The organism is Kitasatospora sp. CMC57, from assembly GCF_045866025.2.
In the GTDB taxonomy this organism is placed as follows: domain Bacteria; phylum Actinomycetota; class Actinomycetes; order Streptomycetales; family Streptomycetaceae; genus Kitasatospora.
This window is the reverse complement of the sequence record NZ_AP035881.2, coordinates 220635-237975: the sequence shown is the minus strand read 5'-3', so window position 1 is coordinate 237975 and position 17341 is coordinate 220635. Positions and strand designations below refer to the sequence as shown.

General features: G+C 69.7%; 15 protein-coding genes. 8 read left to right on the top strand and 7 right to left on the bottom strand.

Annotated features, from left to right (window positions below):
- The first annotated feature begins 16 nt into the window (after positions 1-16).
- From ACKUU6_RS01080 to ACKUU6_RS01070, 3 genes are all read left to right on the top strand, one after another.
- Entirely contained in the window at positions 17-1495 is a 1479-nt protein-coding gene (locus ACKUU6_RS01080; protein WP_407986441.1) for a family 43 glycosylhydrolase, read from the top strand.
- An 11-nt stretch (positions 1496-1506) separates the two neighbouring features.
- Positions 1507-2946, top strand: a complete 1440-nt coding sequence (locus ACKUU6_RS01075) for a family 43 glycosylhydrolase (RefSeq protein ID WP_407986440.1) — start codon at positions 1507-1509, stop codon at positions 2944-2946.
- A 72-nt stretch (positions 2947-3018) separates the two neighbouring features.
- Positions 3019-4365 carry a glycoside hydrolase family 43 protein gene (locus ACKUU6_RS01070; RefSeq protein ID WP_407986439.1) on the top strand — a complete coding sequence of 449 codons (1347 nt, stop codon included), beginning with the start codon at positions 3019-3021 and terminating at the stop codon, positions 4363-4365.
- On the opposite strand, the gene ACKUU6_RS01065 is transcribed toward ACKUU6_RS01070, so the two are convergent.
- Positions 4349-5050, bottom strand: coding sequence for a TetR/AcrR family transcriptional regulator (locus tag ACKUU6_RS01065; protein WP_407986438.1), 702 nt, complete (start codon positions 5048-5050; stop codon positions 4349-4351). The two genes, ACKUU6_RS01070 and ACKUU6_RS01065, sit on opposite strands and share 17 nt — an antisense overlap.
- Before the next feature lie 134 nt (positions 5051-5184).
- On the opposite strand from ACKUU6_RS01065, the gene ACKUU6_RS01060 reads away from it, so the two are divergent.
- Both ACKUU6_RS01060 and ACKUU6_RS01055 read left to right on the top strand, forming a co-directional pair.
- Positions 5185-5856 carry a DUF4386 domain-containing protein gene (locus tag ACKUU6_RS01060; protein WP_407986437.1) on the top strand — a complete coding sequence of 224 codons (672 nt, stop codon included), beginning with the start codon at positions 5185-5187 and terminating at the stop codon, positions 5854-5856.
- Positions 5857-5898: 42 nt separating this feature from the next.
- A complete protein-coding gene (locus ACKUU6_RS01055; protein ID WP_407986436.1) occupies positions 5899-6624 on the top strand; it encodes a Mut7-C RNAse domain-containing protein in 726 nt (241 codons plus the stop codon).
- A gap of 4 nt (positions 6625-6628) precedes the next feature.
- Here ACKUU6_RS01055 and ACKUU6_RS01050 read toward each other — a convergent pair whose 3' ends face one another.
- Positions 6629-7345, bottom strand: a complete 717-nt coding sequence (locus ACKUU6_RS01050) for a flavodoxin family protein (protein ID WP_407986435.1) — start codon at positions 7343-7345, stop codon at positions 6629-6631.
- Between the two features lie 255 nt (positions 7346-7600).
- On the opposite strand from ACKUU6_RS01050, the gene ACKUU6_RS01045 reads away from it, so the two are divergent.
- Positions 7601-8857, top strand: coding sequence for a pyroglutamyl peptidase (locus ACKUU6_RS01045; protein WP_407986434.1), 1257 nt, complete (start codon positions 7601-7603; stop codon positions 8855-8857).
- Positions 8858-8878: 21 nt separating this feature from the next.
- Here the strand turns inward: ACKUU6_RS01045 and mmsB are convergent, their stop codons facing one another.
- The 5 genes from mmsB to ACKUU6_RS01020 all read right to left on the bottom strand — a co-directional run bounded on the left by mmsB (position 8879) and on the right by ACKUU6_RS01020 (position 15077).
- On the bottom strand, positions 8879-10108 hold the full coding sequence (gene mmsB, locus ACKUU6_RS01040) for a multiple monosaccharide ABC transporter permease (protein WP_407986433.1): 1230 nt from the start codon (positions 10106-10108) through the stop codon (positions 8879-8881).
- Between the two features lie 4 nt (positions 10109-10112).
- Positions 10113-11654, bottom strand: a complete 1542-nt coding sequence (gene mmsA, locus ACKUU6_RS01035; protein WP_407986432.1) for a multiple monosaccharide ABC transporter ATP-binding protein — start codon at positions 11652-11654, stop codon at positions 10113-10115.
- A gap of 68 nt (positions 11655-11722) precedes the next feature.
- Positions 11723-12823, bottom strand: coding sequence for a multiple monosaccharide ABC transporter substrate-binding protein (gene chvE, locus ACKUU6_RS01030; RefSeq protein WP_407986431.1), 1101 nt, complete (start codon positions 12821-12823; stop codon positions 11723-11725).
- A 227-nt stretch (positions 12824-13050) separates the two neighbouring features.
- Entirely contained in the window at positions 13051-14151 is a 1101-nt protein-coding gene (locus ACKUU6_RS01025) for a calcium:proton antiporter (protein WP_407986430.1), read from the bottom strand.
- A 134-nt stretch (positions 14152-14285) separates the two neighbouring features.
- Positions 14286-15077, bottom strand: coding sequence for an LURP-one-related/scramblase family protein (locus tag ACKUU6_RS01020; protein WP_407992015.1), 792 nt, complete (start codon positions 15075-15077; stop codon positions 14286-14288).
- A 162-nt stretch (positions 15078-15239) separates the two neighbouring features.
- Here ACKUU6_RS01020 and thpR point away from each other — a divergent pair, with 162 nt between their 5' ends.
- Complete coding sequence (thpR, locus tag ACKUU6_RS01015) at positions 15240-15824, top strand: RNA 2',3'-cyclic phosphodiesterase (RefSeq protein WP_407986428.1); 585 nt, start codon at positions 15240-15242, stop codon at positions 15822-15824.
- A 280-nt stretch (positions 15825-16104) separates the two neighbouring features.
- On the top strand, positions 16105-17301 hold the full coding sequence (locus ACKUU6_RS01010) for a L,D-transpeptidase (protein WP_407986427.1): 1197 nt from the start codon (positions 16105-16107) through the stop codon (positions 17299-17301).
- Positions 17302-17341: the final 40 nt, after the last annotated feature.

Here is a 17341-nt window from a genome sequence, read left to right as displayed (position 1 = left end):
CTCGAAGGGACCCTCCATGAGCCGTACCCGCTCGTACCCCTGGATCGCCTTGGTGGTCGCGGTGCTGGCCCTGCTCGGCAGCACGCTCGCCGAGCGCCCCGCCACCGCGGCGGCCGGGCGGACGTACACCAACCCGGTCAAGTCCCAGAAGGGCGCCGACCCCTGGCTGGAGTACTACAACGGCAACTACTACCTGGTCACCACCTCCTGGTCGTCCGAGATCACCATGAGGAAGTCACCGACCCTGGCCGGGCTGGCGACCGCGCCGAGCGTGCAGATCTTCAAGGACACCAACCCCAAACGGTGTTGCAACATCTGGGCGCCCGAGATCCACTTCTTCAACAACAAGTGGTACCTCTACTACGTCGCCGGGCAGGGCATCGCCGACTACAACGCGACCCAGCGCCTGCACGTGGCCGAGAGCGTCGGGACCGACCCGATGGGTCCGTACGGCTTCAAGAACGACCTGGCCGCGCCCGGCAGCGACACCTGGCTGATCGACGCGAGCGTGCTCAAGGTGGGCAGCGCGCTCTACCTGCTCGGCAGCGCGTTCAGCGGCGGCACCCAGAATCTGGTGATCGCGCCGATGAGCAACCCGTACACGGTGAGCGGTGCGCTGAGCGTCATCTCGACGCCGACCTACGCCTGGGAGAAGTCCGGTGCGGCGGTCAACGAGGGCCCGGAGCCGCTCTACCACAACGGCAAGACCTTCATCGTGTACTCCGGGAGCTACTGCACCACGCCGGACTACAAGCTCGGTCAGCTCGAACTGACGGGCAGTGACCCGCTGTCGGCCTCCTCCTGGACGAAGAAGTCGACGCCGGTGTTCCAGCGCAACGACGCGGCGGGGGTGTACGGTCCCGGCCACAACGGGTTCTTCAAGTCGCCGGACGGCACCGAGGACTGGATCGTCTACCACGCCAACAACTCGGCGGCCGGCGGCTGCGACAACAACCGCACCACCCGGGCGCAGAAGTTCAGCTGGAACGCGGACGGCACCCCGAACTTCGGCACCCCGGTGGCGCTCGGCACCTCGCTGGCCGGCCCGTCCGGGGAGACCGCGGTGACGCCGGGCAGCTACAGCTTCGTGAACCGCAACAGCGGCAAGTGCCTCGACCTGGCCGACGGTTCGCCGGCCGACGGGGCGAACGTGCGGCTGTTCACCTGCAACGGTTCGAACGCCCAGAAGTGGCGGGTGGAGGACCAGGCGGACGACACCAGCCGGCTGGTGAACGTCGCCAGCGGCAAGGTGCTCGACCTGGCCGACTGCTCAGCCGCCGACGGTGCGGACCTCCGCCAGTGGTCGTGGCTGAACAACAGCTGCCAGCGCTTCCGCCTCGTGCTCAGCGACTCCGGCGGCTGGGTCCGGCTGGTGAACGCGAGCAGCGGCAAGGTTGCCGACGTGACCAACTGCGGTACGGCCGACGGCACCGACGTACGCCAGTGGTCCTGGCTGAACAACGCCTGCCAGCAGTGGCAGATCACCGCCAACTGAGGAGAAGCGCGATGACGAAGACCCGTTCCCTGACGATCGGCGCCGCGCTGCTGGCGGCCCTGATGCTGCCGGTGGCCCCCGCGCAGGCGGCCGTCCCGGCCTCGCCCGCGGTGTCGTACACCAACACCCTGATCAGCCAGCGCGCCGACGGCCAGATCTACAAGCACACCGACGGCTTCTACTACTTCACCGCCACCGCCCCCGAGTACGACCGGATCATCCTCCGCCGGGCCACCACCATCCAGGGCCTGTCCACCGCCCCCGAGACGGTGATCTGGACCAAGCACGCCAGCGGCGCGATGGCCAACCACATCTGGGCGCCGGAGATCCACTTCATCGACGGCAAGTGGTACGTCTACTTCGCGGCCGGGGACTCCGCCGACCAGTGGAAGATCCGGATGTACGTGCTGGAGAGCTCGGCCGCCGACCCGGTCACCGGCAGCTGGACCGAGAAGGGCCGGATAGCCACCCCGATGGACAGCTTCTCGCTCGACGCGACCACCTTCGTGGTCAACGGCGTCCGCTACCTGAGCTGGGCGCAGAAGGACCCGGCGATCGCGACCAACTCCAACATCTACATCGCCAAGCTGGCCAACCCCTGGACCATCAGCGGGACCCCGGCCCGGCTCACCGTCCCGACGTACGCCTGGGAGTCGGTCGGCTACAAGGTCAACGAGGGCCCCGCGGTGATCCAGCACGGCGGCAAGGTCTTCATGACCTTCTCCGCGGCCGCCACCGACAGCAACTACTGCCTCGGCCTGCTCACCGCCTCGGCGAGCAGCGACCTGACCAACCCGGCCTCCTGGACGAAGACCGCCACCCCGGTCTTCACCAGCAACGCGGCCACCTCCCAGTACGGCCCCGGGCACAACCAGTTCACCACCTCCGAGGACGGCAAGAGCGACATCCTCGTGTACCACGACCGGGGCTACAAGGACATCGTCGGCGACCCGCTGAACGACCCCAACCGCCGCACCCGGGTGCAGAAGCTGTACTGGAACGCCGACGGCACGCCGAACTTCGGCATCCCGGTCGCGGACGGGGCCACCCCGGTCCGGCTGTCCTCCTACAACTACCCCGACCGGTTCATCCGGCACTGGGAGTACCGGGCCCGGCTGGACGCCGACGTCACCAACCTGGCCGACTCGCAGTTCCGTACCGTGCCCGGTCTCTCCGGCTCCGGCACGGTGTCGGTGGAGTCGGCCAACTTCCCCGGCTACTACCTGCGTTCGCGCAACGGTGACGTCTGGGTGGAGAAGAGCGACGGCTCCACCGCCTTCAAGGACAGCGCCAGCTTCCACCAGCGCCCCGGCCTCGCCGACCCGGCCGCCGTCTCCTACGAGGCGTACGGCCTGCCGGGCCAGTACCTGCGGCACTACGACTACCTGCTCCAGATCCAGCCGGTGAGCACCACGGTCGGCAAGGCCGACGCGACCTTCTACCAGCAGTAGGCCCCCACGTTCGCGGGTCCGGCCGTTCGCCCCCGACAGTCGGGCCCGTCCACCCCAGAAGGAGCAGACACCTTGTCAGGAACCCTCCGCCGGCTGGCGGCCGCACTCGGCGCCGCCCTGGCCCTCGCCGTCGTACCGGTCACCGGTGCGTCGGCCGCCGCGCCCCCGGCCGGCTCGACGACGCGGTACACCATGACCGCGTTCACCAACACCAGCGAGTCGAACATGTACGTCTACGACTCCCCGGACGGCACGGGCTACCGGCTGCTCAAGTCCTCGGCGTACACGCCGCCTTCGGGCCTGATCCGGGACCCGAGCATCATCCGGCACACCGACGGCAAGTACTACATCACGTACACCACCGACTGGTCCGGCAACACCATCGGCTTCGCCTCCAGCACCGACCGGGTGAACTGGACCTTCCTCGGCAACCACACCATCCCGCTGGCCGGCCTGCAGCGGACCTGGGCGCCCGAGTGGCACGTGGACACCGACGGCAGCGTCAACGTGATCGTCTCGCTCTCCACCTCGGCCTCCGGCGCGGACTTCCAGCCGTACCGGCTGACCGCGACCAACTCGGCGCTCACCTCGTGGACCTCGCCGACCCCGCTGGCCGGTATCACGGGCAACCACATCGACACCTTCGTGGTGAAGATCGGCTCGACCTACCACGCGATCACCAAGAACGAGACCACCAAGTACCTGGAGCACGCCACCGCGAGCAGTCTCGGCGGCCCGTACACCATCACCGGCACCGGCAACTGGGCCGGCTTCGGCAACTGGGTCGAGGGCCCGGCGCTGGTCCAGCTCGACAACGGCGGCTGGCGGATCTACTACGACGGCTACAGCGCGCATAAGTACTACTACAGCGACAGCTATGACGGTCTGGCCACCTGGACCACACCGACCGAGCTGCCCGGACTGACCGGCTTCGCCCGGCACTTCACCGTGCTCAGGGAGACCGTCCCCGGCGGCACCACGCTGCCGGTCAACACCACCCGCTCGCTCCGGTCCGTGAACTTCCCGGACCGCTACGTCACTTCGCGCTCCGGGCTGGGCTACCTCGACCCGGTGAGCTCGACGAGCAGCAGCACGGTCAAGCAGGACGCCACCGTGACGGTGGTGCCCGGTCTGGCGGACGCCAACTGCTACTCGCTGCGCGCCGCCGACGGCCGCTACTTCCGCCACTGGGACTTCAAGCTCCGGCTGGACGGCAACGACGGCTCCGCCGCCTTCCGGGGCGACGCCACCTACTGCGCCCGGCCCGGTTCGGCGGCGGGTTCGGTCTCGCTCGAGTCGTACAACTACCCCGGGCGCTACCTGCGCCACTACAACTACGAGCTGCGGGCCGACCTCTACCAGGACAACGACACCTTCCGCGCCGACAGCTCCTTCCAGGTGGTCAGCCCCTGGGCGTGAGGCGCTGCCCGGCCGAGGACCAGCCTCGCTGCCGGAGACCTTCGAGACCGTCCAGGAGCAGGTCCAGGGCGAACTCGAACTCGAACTGATCGTCACAGCCGGGGCCCACGACGGACTTCTCGTCGTGGGCCCCGGCCGTCGCGAGTTCGGCGACGTACGGGTAGTGCGCCGCCATGGCCCGCAGCACGGCGGGGTCGGCCGGGGAGGCGCCGGGGGAGACGTCGAAGAGCTCCTGGGTGAAGCCGAGCATCCGGCTGCCGAGAGCGTGCATCGCGTGGTGGGTGAGGTCGACGGAGAAGCCGCCGGTGCGGAACAGGCCGATCACCGAGTCGGTGTACCCGAGCAGCGCCGGGGTCGGCGCGGGGCGGGACTGGATCACCTGCGAGGCCCAGGGGTGCCCGAGCAGCGCGCTCCGGGCGGCGAGGATCCGCGCCCGGACGGCGCTGCGCCAGTCCGGGCCGGGGACGGCCGGGCCGATCTCGCCGAGCACGCAGTCGACCATCCCGTCCAGGAGCTCGTCCTTGTTGGCGACGTGCTTGTACAGCGCCATCGGCACCACGCCCAGCTCCTGCGCGAGCCTGCGCATGCTGAGGGCGTCGATCCCGGTCGCGTCCGCGAGCGCGACGGCGGCGCGCAGCACCCGCTCGCGGCTCAACGGTGCCCGGGGGGCCGGTTCCCGAGTCATCGTCAGCTTCCTCAGCTCTCTCAGTTCCGTCGTGATCCGCCCGGACGACCGGCGGCTCGTGTTGACGAGTGTACGGCGTACGCCTAACCTCTGTCTCGGGTGTACGCCGTACACCACTCCCTGGGAGGGTACTGATGAGCTCCATCAGAAGGACCGCGTTGGTCACGGGCGTGCTGTTCCTCGTCACCGAGGTGGCCGCGATCGCCGGCCTGCTGCTGTACGGCCCGGCGTTGAAGGACGCCGGCTACGTGCTCGGCGCCGGAGCCGACGCCCGGGTGTTCGCGGGGGCGCTGTGCGAGATCGTGCTCGTGCTGGCGGTGATCGGCACCGGGATCGTGCTGTTTCCGGTGGTCAAGCGGTGCAACGAGGGAGCCGCGCTCGGGTACGTCTGCGGCCGGCTGCTCGAAGGCGCCGTGATCGCGCTCGGGATCATCGCTGTCCTGTCGGTGGTCACGCTGCGGCGGGAGGCGCCGGGCGGGGAGGTGGCCACGGTGGCCAGAGCGCTGGTGGCCGTCCACGACTGGACGTTCCTGCTCGGGCCCAACTTCGTGCTCGGGGCGAACACGCTGGTGCTGGCGGTCCTGATGTACCGCTCGCGGCTGGTGCCCCGCTTCATCGCCGTGCTGGGGCTGGTCGGTGGCCCGCTGATCTGCGCCTCGGCCGTCGCCGTGCTGTTCGGGGTGTACGGGCAGGTCTCCCCGCTGGGGTCGCTGGCGGCCGTGCCGGTGTTCGCCTGGGAGGTCACGCTCGCCGTCCGACTGATCGTCAAGGGCTTCGATCATGTTGCGCGGTTGCCGGCGGCGTGACCCGCGTGGGACCCCGGGGGCGGCGGCTGGCATGCTGCTGCTGTGGAGAAGCCGGAGATCTGGATCGAATTCGCCGCCGAGCTGCACCTCTTCGTCGGCGCGAGCCGGCGGGCGGGCTGGTCGGCGGTGCGGACCGACGGCGTCTCGACGCTCGGTCACGTGGTGGAGTCGCTCGGCGTGCCGCTCACCGAGGTCGGCGCCCTGCGGGTGGGCGGTGTACCGGTCCCCACCGCCCACGTGCCCGAGGCCGGGGAGCGGATCTCGGTGGAGGCCGTGACCAGGCCCCAGCAACTCCCGGGACCGGCCCGCTTCCTGCTCGACGTACACCTCGGCACGCTCGCCCGCCGGCTCCGGTTGCTGGGCATCGACGCGGCGTACGAGAACGTGGACATCGGCGACCCGGCCCTGGCAGCCCGCTCGGCCGCCGAACAGCGGGTCATGCTCTCCCGCGACCGGGGGCTGCTGCACCGCCGCGAACTCTGGGCGGGCGCCTACGTGTACAGCCACCGCCCCGCCGAGCAACTACGGGACGTGCTCTCCCGGTTCGCCCCGCCGCTCGCGCCCTGGACCAGGTGCACGGCCTGCAACGGGACGCTGCGCGACACCGCCAAGGCGGAGGTCAGGCAGCAGCTCCGGGACGGGACCGAGCGTTCGTACGACGTCTTCGCGCAGTGCGCCGACTGCGAGCGGGTGTACTGGCGCGGCGCCCACCACTCGCAGCTGGAGGCGATCGTGACGGCAGCGGTGGAGGAGTTCGGCCGAGTGTGAACCGTCAGCGGTGCTCGGGGTTCTCGAAGTCGAAGCGGCAGCCGGCGTCCCACTCCGAGCGCTGGTTGCCGTGGGCCGGGATGCCTCCGGCGTCCTTCAGCAGGCGGGCCAGGTGGAGCTGGTTCCAGGTCATGAACGTGGTGTTGCGGTTGGTGAAGTCGTTCTCGGGGCCACCCGAGCCGGGGTCCAGGTAGGACGGCCCCGGGCCGGCCGGGCCGACCCAGCCCGCGTCCGCCTGCGGGGGGACGGTGTAGCCCAGGTGCTGGAGGCTGTAGAGGACGTTCATCGCGCAGTGCTTGGCGCCGTCCTCGTTGCCGGTGATCAGGCAGCCGCCGACGCGGCCGTAGTAGGCGTACTGGCCCTGGGAGTTGAGGATCGACGAACAGGCGTAGAGCCGCTCGATCACCTGCTTCATGACGGAGGAGTTGTCGCCCAGCCACACCGGCCCGGCCAGGGTGAGGATGTCGGCGGCCATCACCTGGGAGTAGACCACCGGCCACTGGTCGGTCTCCCAGCCGTGCTCGGTCATGTCGGGCCAGACACCGGTTGCGATGTCCAGGTCCACCGCCCTGATCACCTCGACCTGGACGCCCTGGCGCTCCATGATGCCGGTGCTGATGTCGATCAGCCCCTGGGTGTGGCTCCGCTCGGGGGACCGCTTGAGCGTGCAGTTGATCACCAGGGCACGCAGATCACGGTGGGAGGCGGCTGGCTCCGACATCGGTGGGACTCCCTCGGGCGCGGCAGGCCGACGGGCCCGGGGCCCTTCGCTGCGGTGGTATCGCTGCATCAGTCCTCCCAGCCGACCAGGGTGTTGCCGCCGCCGCACGGCGGGCTGGGCCGTCGGCCTGAACGGGTACACCCGGCCGGGGTCGATGGGAGTCCGGCAGCGCGAGACCCAAGGGCGGTCCCCGGGACCGGGCATTCCTCCGGTTCGGGCCCGAAAGCATCGCAGTTCTGTGTAATGTCACATGCCATGAGGCTCTCCCTTGTCGCCGTGCTCGCGGCGAGCGCGTTGCTCCCCGCTCTCGCCGTCACTCCCGCCCAGGCCGGGCAGGCGCCCTGTGCCGTCGTGGCGCCCCAACGAGGGGCGGAGGAGCGGCGGTTGGCGGATCCGCGGAGCGCCGAGCTGGTGACCGGCGGTGGGTTGGGCGGCTTCACGGCGCGGTTCCCTGCGGCGCTGTGCAGCGTCCGATCGGCGCCGGAGGCAGAGGAGTTGACGGACTCCTGGGGCACGGCGCTCTGGCAGGCGGCGGTGAACCGGAGCCAGGGACGGCGCCCCGGTGGCGACCTGGCGCCGGCCGACGACCGGCCGTTGTACTGGGCCCGGCTCGCGATGGTTGACCAACTGGCTGGCTGGAAACCGCAGTTCACTGTGGACGCGGATGCGCTGCGGGCCCGGTTCGAGGACGCCTCGCGCGGGCTGAAGGAGAACGACTTCGGGACTGCCGCAGGAGTGAAGCGGATCTTCGTCAGCGGATTCGACCCGTTCGGCCTCGACGGTGACCTGCGGACCGCCAACCCGTCGGGTTCGGCGGCGCTCAGTCTGAACGGGCGGCGGGTGGTGCTGGACGACGGCAGCACCGCCGAGATCCGCGCCGTGGTCCTGCCGGTCCGCTACGCCGACTTCGACCACGGCATCGTGGAGCGGGCGTTCGCCCCGAGGCTGGCGGCCGGTCCCCGAGCGGCCGACCGGATCACCACCATCAGCCAGGGCTACCCGGGCCTGTTCACGGTGGAGGCCTGGGCCGGACGGGCCCGCTCCGCCGATCCGTACCCCGACAACACGGGGGCGCTCTCCGGCGGCACCTACCAACACCCGGTGGTGGCACCGGGGATGGGCCCGGGCGCGGAGTTCATCCCGACCACCCTGCCCGGGGCGGCCTGGGAGGCGGCGGCCCAGAGCCCGTACCCGGTGCTGGTGAACACCGAGGTGACCGAGATCCCGGCGGGGGAGAGCGGACCGGTCGACCGGGCCGAAGGACCGACCCCGGGGTCGCGGGCGGTGGCGGGCGGGGGAGGCGGCTACCTGTCCAACGAAGTGGCGTACCGGAGCAACCGGCTGCGGCTGGAGCTGCGCCCTGAGCTGCCCGGCGGCCACCTGCACACGCCCGTGCTGACCGGCCTGCCCGCCGACCGGACCCGGCTGACGGGAACGGAGTTCGAACAGAACGAAGTGGCGATCACCGCCGAGGTCCTCACCCTGCTCAGGGCGGGGTGGCTCGTGCGGTGACCGCCACTGGCGGACGGTCGGTCAGGAACCGACCTTGCGCTTGTTGTAGACGTCGAAGCCGACGGCGGCGAGCAGCACCATGCCCTTGATGACCTGCTGGTAGTCGGTGCCGATGCCGACCAGCGACATGCCGTTGTTGAGGACACCGAGCACCAGGCCGCCGATGATGGCGCCGAGCACGGTGCCGACACCACCGGTTGCGGAGGCGCCACCGATGAAGGCGGCGGCGATCGCCTCGAGCTCGAAGTTGATGCCGGCCTGCGGGGTGCCCGCGTTGAGGCGGGCGGCGAAGACCAGACCGGCCAGCGCGGCGAGCACGCCCATGTTGACGAAGGCGAGGAAGACGACGCGCTTGCTCTTGACGCCGGACAGCTTCGCCGCCGCCTCGTTGCCACCGATCGCGTAGGTGTGGCGGCCGAGGATCGAGTTGCGCATCAGGTAGCCGAAGCCGACCAGCAGGCCGCCCAGGATCAGCAGCACGATCGGCACACCGTGGTAGCTGGCCAGCAGCATGGTGAAGACCGCGACCGCCGCGGTGATCGCCGCCAGCTTGGCGACGAACATTCCGACCGGCAGCAGCTCCAGCCCGTACGAGGCGGCCTGGCGGCGGCCCCGGACCTCCTGGAGCACGGCGATCGCCAGCACGGCCGCGCCGATCAGCAGGGTCAGGTTGTGGTAGTTGGTGTTCGGGCCGACCTGGGGGAGGAAGCCGCTGCCGATCTTCTGGAAGCCGGTCGGGAACGGGGCGATCGACTGGCCCTGCAGCAGGATCTGGGTGCCACCGCGGAACAGCAGCATGCCGGCCAGCGTGACGATGAAGGACGGGATGCCGATGTAGGCGATCCAGAAGCCCTGCCAGGCTCCGGCGACCGCGCCGATCAGCAGGGAGACCACCAGGGCCACCGGCCACGGCACCTGGTGCTTGACCATCATCACCGCCGAGGCGGCGCCGACGAAGGCGGCCAGCGATCCGACCGAGAGGTCGATGTGACCGGCGATGATGACGATCATCATGCCGATCGCCAGGATCAGGATGTAGCCGTTCTGCTGGATCAGGTTGGTGATGTTGAGCGGCTGGAGCAGGATGCCGTCGGTCCAGAACTGGAACAGCAGCACGATCAGGGCCAGCGCCACCAGCATGCCGTACTGGCGGACGTTGCCTCGCAGGGCACGGGTCAACAGCGCTCCGGTGGAAGGCCGTTCGGTCTGCGGCTGCACCGGTGCCTCGGGGGACTCGGTCGTCTGGGCCATTGCCTTACACCTGCTCGTGTCGTTGGTCCGCGGTCTGGGTCATCAGCCGCATCAGGGATTCCTGGGTCGCCTCGGAGCGGTCCACCTCACCGGTGATCCGGCCCTCGGTCATGGTGTAGATCCGGTCGCAGAGGCCGAGCAGCTCGGGCAGTTCGGAGGAGATCACCAGGACCGCCCTGCCCTGCGCGGCGAGGTCGGCGATCACCGTGTAGATCTCGGCCTTGGCACCGATGTCGATGCCCCGGGTCGGCTCGTCCAGGATCAGCACCTCGGGCTCGGTGAAGATCCACTTGCTGAGGACGACCTTCTGCTGGTTGCCGCCGCTGAGCTTGCCGGTCTCCGCGAACACCGAGGGGGCCTTGATGTTCATGGACTTCCGGAACGACTCGGCGACCTTGGTCTCCTCGTGCTGGTTCACCCAGCCCCGCCGGGCCACCTTGCCGAGCGCGCTCAGCGAGATGTTGCGGCTGATGTCGTCCATCAGGTTGAGACCGAGCTGCTTGCGGTCCTCCGTCACGTACGCGATGCCGTGGCCGATCGCCTCGGGCACCGTACGGGTGCGGATCTCCTTGCCGTCCAGCAGCACCCGGCCGCCGGTGTACCGGCCGTAGGAGCGGCCGAAGACGCTCATCGCCAGTTCGGTACGGCCCGCGCCCATCAGGCCGGCGATGCCGACGATCTCGCCGCGGCGGACGTTGACCGACGCTCCGTCGACCACCTTGCGCTGGTGGTCGAGCGGGTGCTGCACCGTCCAGTCCTCGATCGCCAGGGCGATCTCGCCGATCTGGGGAGTGCGCTCGGGGTAGCGGTGTTCCAGGTCACGGCCGACCATGCCCCGGATGATCCGGTCCTCGGTGATGCCCTCGACCGGGATGGTCTCGATGGTCTGCCCGTCCCGCAGGATGGTGACCGAGTCCGCGACCCGGGCGATCTCGTTGAGCTTGTGCGAGATGATGATGCAGGCGATGCCCTGGGCCTTGAGCTCCAGGATCAGGTCGAGCAGCTTGCGACTGTCCTCGTCGTTCAGGGCGGCGGTCGGCTCGTCCAGGATGAGGAGCTTGACCTCCTTGGCGAGCGCCTTGGCGATCTCGACCAGCTGCTGCTTGCCCACGCCGATGTCGGCGACCCGGGTGTGCGGGTTCTCGTCCAGGCCGACCCGCTTGAGCAGCTGCTGCGCGTGGGTCAGGGTGCGGTTCCAGTTGATGAAACCGCGCTGGGCGTGCTCGTTCCCGAGGAAGATGTTCTCCGCGATGGAGAGGTACGGGACCAGCGCGAGTTCCTGGTGGATGATCACGATGCCGCGCCGCTCGCTGGCGCGGATGTCGCGGAACTCGCAGGGCTCGCCCTGGAACTGGATCTCGCCCTCGTAGGTGCCGTGCGGGTAGACCCCGCTGAGCACCTTCATCAGGGTGGACTTGCCCGCGCCGTTCTCGCCGCAGATCGCGTGCACCTCGGCGGGTGCCACGCTCAGGTTGACGTTCGAGAGCGCTTTGACACCGGGGAAGGTTTTGGTGATCGAACGCATCTCCAGGATGGGTCCGGCCATGATGGTGCATCCGTTCGCCGGGTGGCCCGCTCCGGGTGGGAGCGGGCCACGGGGATGGTGAGGGGAGGCTACTTGAGCTGGTCGGCGGTGTACTGGCCGCCGTCGACCAGGACCTTCTGGTAGTTCTCCTTGTCCACGCTGACCGGCTGCAGCAGGTAGGCGGGAACCGTCTTGGTGCCGTTCTCGTACTGGGTGGTGTCGTTGACCTCGGGCTTGCCACCGGTGAGCAGCGCGTCGCCCATCTGGACGGCCACCTTGGCGAGCTCGCGGGTGTCCTTGTAGACGGTCTGGGTCTGCTCACCCGCGATGATCGACTTCACCGAGGCCAGCTCGGCGTCCTGGCCGGTGACGATCGGCAGGGTCTTGCCCGAACCGTAGCCGACGCCCTTGAGCGAGGACAGGATGCCGATCGAGATGCCGTCGTACGGCGAGAGCACCGCGTCGACCCGGGCGGAGGTGTACGACTTGCTGAGCAGGTTGTCCATCCGGGACTGGGCCACGCCGCCGTCCCAGCGGAGGGTGGCGACCTGGTTGAACGCGGTCTGGCCGCTCTGCACGACCAGCTTCTTGTCGTCCAGGTACGGCTTGAGCACGCTCATCGCACCGTTGAAGAAGAAGTTCGCGTTGTTGTCGTCCGGGGAGCCGGCGAACAGCTCGAGGTTGAAGGGGCCCTTGCCGTCCTTCAGGCCGAGCTTGTCGACGATGTAGGTGCCCTGGAGGACGCCGACCTTGAAGTTGTCGAAGGTGGCGTAGTAGTCGACGTTCTTGGTGCCGCGGATCAGGCGGTCGTAGGAGATGACCGGGATCTTGGCGTCGGCGGCCTTCTGCAGCACGTTGGTGAGCGAGGAGCCGTCGATGGCGCCGATCACCAGCAGCTTGGCACCCTTGGTGATCATGTTCTCGAGCTGCGAGACCTGGTTCTCGACGACGTTGTCGCCGTACTGGAGGTCGGTCTTGTAGCCCTTCGCCTGGAACTCCTTGGCGATGTTGTTGCCGTCGTTGATCCAGCGCTCCGACGACTTGGTCGGCATCGCGATACCGACGAGGCCACCCTTGGCGTTGCCGCCGCCCTTGGCAGCGTCGTCCCCAACGCCGTTGGAGCTCTGGCCGCAGGCCGCCAGGGTGAGCGAGAGGCCCGCCGCAGCGAGTCCGATCGAGAGCTTGCGCACTGTTCCTCCAAGAGTGACCACACCGCTCGAGTGGGGGCGGCGGTAGCCCTGAGTGTTAACGCTCACAGAAACGCCGTCAAGGCCCTTCAGGGTCACCGTTCTGTCTCGTGCCACCGGTTTGACGAGGAGGATTGTTAGCGCTAACAATCTCGCAGGGCACGCGCCCCCGGCCATTGTGTCGAGCCGCCGGCTCCCGCGACCGACCGGCCGCGCGGGCCGGGAACGGATCAGGGACTGACGGCGAGCACCAGGAAGGCGGCCATGATGGCCAGGTGCACGCCGCCCTGGAGCGGCGTGGCCCGGCCTGGCATGACGGTCAGGGTGCCGACGGCGATGCTGAGGGCGAGCAGGATCATGTGGGTGGCGCCGAGGCCGAGCACCAGCGGTCCGCTCAGCCAGACGGAGGCCAGCGCGACGGCCGGGATGGTCAGGCCGATGCTCGCCAGGGCGGAGCCGTGGGCGAGGTTCAGGCTGGTCTGCATCCGGTCCTTGGCGGCCGAGCGGACCGCCGCGATGGTCTCGGGGAGCAGTACCAGCATGGCGATCACCACGCCGACCACCGAGGCCGGCAGGCCGGCGTCGGCGACCACCTTCTCGATGGTGGGCGAGACGCCCTTGGCCAGTCCGACCACCGCGACCAGCGCCAGGCCGAGCAGGGCGAGACTGGTCCGGGCCGCCCGGGCGGTGGGAGGGTCGGCGTGCTCCTCGCCGTCCGGCATGCCGCCTTCGGCGGTGAGCGGGAGGAAGTAGTCCCGGTGACGGAACGTCAGGGTGCCGACGAAGAGCCCGTACACGATCAGCGAGGCGCCCGCCGCGAAGACCAGCTGGGTGGTGGAGAACTGCGGCCCCGGCTTGCTGGTGGTGAAGGTCGGCAGCACCAGGCTGAGCGTGGCCAGGGTGGCGATCGCACTGAACGCGGCGCCGGTGCCCTCCGGGTTGAAGACCGCCACCCGGTGGCGGAGCGCGCCGACCAGGATGCAGAGCCCGACGATGCCGTTACAGGTGATCATCACCGCCGCGAAGACCGTGTCGCGGGCCAGCGTCGCGTTCTTCTCACTGCCGTCGGCCATCAGCGTCACGATCAGCGCGACCTCGATGACGGTCACCGCGACCGCCAGCACCAGCGAGCCGAACGGTTCGCCGACCCGGTGCGCGATCACCTCCGCGTGGTGCACCGCCGCCAGCACGGCCGCCGCCAGGAACGCCGAGATCAGCACCACCAGCGCGGTGGGCAGCGATCTGCCCCAGGTCAGAACCAGCAGCACGAAGGCGAGCGCGGGCGCGACGGTGGTCCACTGCAGGGCTGCACTGCGGGCCTTGGTGATCATCCCCCGAGTTTTCCAGGGCCGGGCCGTCAAGCAGCTCGGCCCGGCGGTCTCGGCGTGTCGACGCGTTGGCGGACGGCGGAGCCCCGCCGTCCCGACTGACCGGGGGACGGGGCTCGGCGCAGCGCGGGGCGTCTCTAGCCGAAGCCGCGGGCGTCCTGCTTCAGCGCGGTGTCCACGGTCAGCGCGGTCGCCACGACCAGGCTGATCAGCGGGTCGGCGAGCGGGCGGTGGATCTGGAGCACGTAGTTGTCGGCCGTGGTGAACATGGTCTTCGCCAGGCCCTCCCAGGTCTTGGTGATCCGGGCGATCTCGGTGTCCGTCTCGTCGACGATGGAGAAGTTCCAGGCCCGCCAGTTCTCCGCCTTGACGGCGCCGATCTTGTGGCCGCCGGCCTCCAGCGCAAAGTTGATCTTGCCGATGGCGTTCTGCTGGACGATCTGGCCGACCTCGTGGCCGTCCGGGCGCTGCACGATCACCCGTGACTTGATGAACTTCGCCGGGCGGGTCAGCAGCAGTGCCGGGACGCCCTGCGCGTCGCGGATCTCCAGCTTGTGCGTCAGGTACTGGTCGATGGAGAAGAAGAGTCGTATCAGCTTGCGCAGACCGCTCTGGCCGACCTGGACCACCGAGCCAAGCGTGCCGCCCTGCTGGTCGAAGACCGCGTACTCGTTGGTCAGCTCGATCAGCTTGGCCTTCTGGTTCACCACCAGGACCGGCTCGGAGAAGAGCGTGCCGCCGCCACCGGAGACCGGTCCGACGCCCGCCTGCTGCTGGACCTGGCGCTGCACCTTGGCGGGGTCGCCGGCCACCGGGGCAGTCGGCTGCCCGGGGATACCCGGGGTGTTCGTGTTCTGGGACATGGCGGGCACGTTAGGCCCACCGCTCCGCGGATGGCCATTTCGTTCTGCACCGTCCCCCGGCTCCAGGGGGTCTCATGGTGGCGACCACCTGGACGTTTGGGTGCTGCTGGTAGCAGTTGACCCCATATCCCGACGGGCGGGACGTGGTCCATCTCACACCGGCGTCGCCGCGGTGTCGAAGCCCGGCGCGAGGGTCGCTCCCGGGCGGCGAGGTGTTAGAAATCCCTGGTGAACGAACTCCCCGAGCCCGCGACCCTCCGCGTCTTCGTCGCGCTCGCCCCACCCGACGAGGCGAAGGACGAACTGGCCCGGGTCCTGGAGCCCGCCTATGTCACGTACCCGCGGCTGCGGTGGAACCGGATCGAGGACTGGCACATCACCCTGGCGTTCCTCGGCGCACTCCCCGCCACGGCGGTCCCCGCACTGCAGCGGGCACTCGCCGGAGCGGCGGCGGCGCAGCCCGCGCTGGACCTGCGACTGCGAGGCGGCGGCCACTTCGACGAGCGGCTGCTGTGGGCCGGGATCGACGGGGACCTGGACGGACTGCACCTGCTCGCCGCCGAGGTCAGGGACGTGGTCAGGGCCTGCGGGATCGAGTTCAGGGAACGGCCGCTGCGTCCCCATCTGACCCTGGCCCGGTCCCGCCGCGACGATCCCGTCGGCGTGCCGCAGGCCGTCGACGTCCTCACCGGATTCGTCGGACGACCGTGGCGGACCGAACGCCTGCACCTGGTCGGCGGCGCCGTCACCCCCGGCCCCGGGCCGATCCGCTACCGCGACCTGGACGCGTGGCGACTGGGGCCTGTCTCTTGAATCCCGCCGGGCGGGCGGCCCCCACGTCCCTCGACGGCTTGTCGTCGGTCGCCGATGCGCTGCATCAGGCTTCTTCCTCCGCACCGCCGATGCACGCACCCGAACACCGCCCGCTGATCCGACGGGATTCAAGAGACAGGCCCTGGGCGGCCCCGGCTAGCCGGGCGGCACCGGCCCGGGCTGACCGGTGGTCTCCGTGGCCGAACGGTTGGGAAACGAGGAGAACCGCTTCGTATGCTTCGCGCGTGGTGTCGAGGGAACGGCACTGGGAGAGGGACGGATGAAACGATTTGGCAGGGCACTGACCTCCGGCGCGCTCGGTGGCGTACTGGCGCTGACGGTGGGGTGCTCAGGGGGCGGGGCTCCGAAGGCGGAAGAGCGGGTGTCGGCGAGCCCGTCCGCGCCGAAGACCTCCTCGGCGGTGATCAGCATCGAACCGGGCAACGGGAGCACCGGCGTCCGACCGGCCGGTGCGCTCAAGGTCTCGGTGCAGGGTGGGAAGCTCACGGAGGTCAAGGTCGCGGCGAAGGACGGCGGCGTGGTGCCCGGGACCTTCACGGCGGACGGCTCCGGCTGGACGCCCGCCGGCGACCTCGCGGTGTCGACCGAGTACCGGGTCGACGCGCACGCCGTGGACGCCGACGGGGTGGCGGCCGGCCTCCAGGGCGGGTTCAGCACGCTGACGCCCGGCAAGGGCGCGGGCCCCTTCGACAACATCGCCGACGGCCAGACCTACGGGGTTGGCATGATCGTCTCGCTGGAGTTCCGCGTGCCGGTCAAGGACCGGGCGGCGGTGGAGCAGGCGGTCGCGTTCGACACCGGCGACGGCACGGTGGTCAAGCCGCACTGGTTCTCCGCGCAGCGGGTCGACTTCCGTCCGGAGAAGTACTGGAAGCCGCAGAGCCGGGTGACCGTCAAGTACCGGCTGAAGAGCGTGGAGACCTCGCCAGGCGTCTACGGCGAGGTGGACAAGGACCAGACCTTCACGGTCGGCCGCTCCCGGATCAGCACGGCCGACGCGAGCAGCAAGCAGATGGTGGTGCAGGAGGACGGCAAGCCCGACGAGACCGTGCCGATCAGCGCCGGCGCCAGCTCCCCGGCCTCGCAGAACACCTTCAACGGCACCATGGTGGTGATGGCGAAGGAGGGGACCGCCGTGATGGACTCCAGCACCGTGGCCAACCACGAGGGCGCGGCCTACCGGGTGGAGATGCCGCACGCCCTGCGGCTCACCCCGACCGGGACCTACGTGCACGGCAAGAACGTCGCCCAGAGCATCTTCGGCCGGCAGAACGTCAGCCACGGCTGCATCGGCCTGTACGACGGGCCCGGTGACGGGCGGTCCGACCTGCCCGGCGGCAAGTTCTACGACGCGGCCATGGTGGGTGACGTGGTGACGGTCAAGAACTCGGTCGGCGGACCGGTGGCCCCGGACAACGGCATGAGCGGTTGGAACATCGAGTGGAGCAAGTGGTGACCGCCCGGAGCGTTGCCGCCGTCTGACCCGACGTCACCGC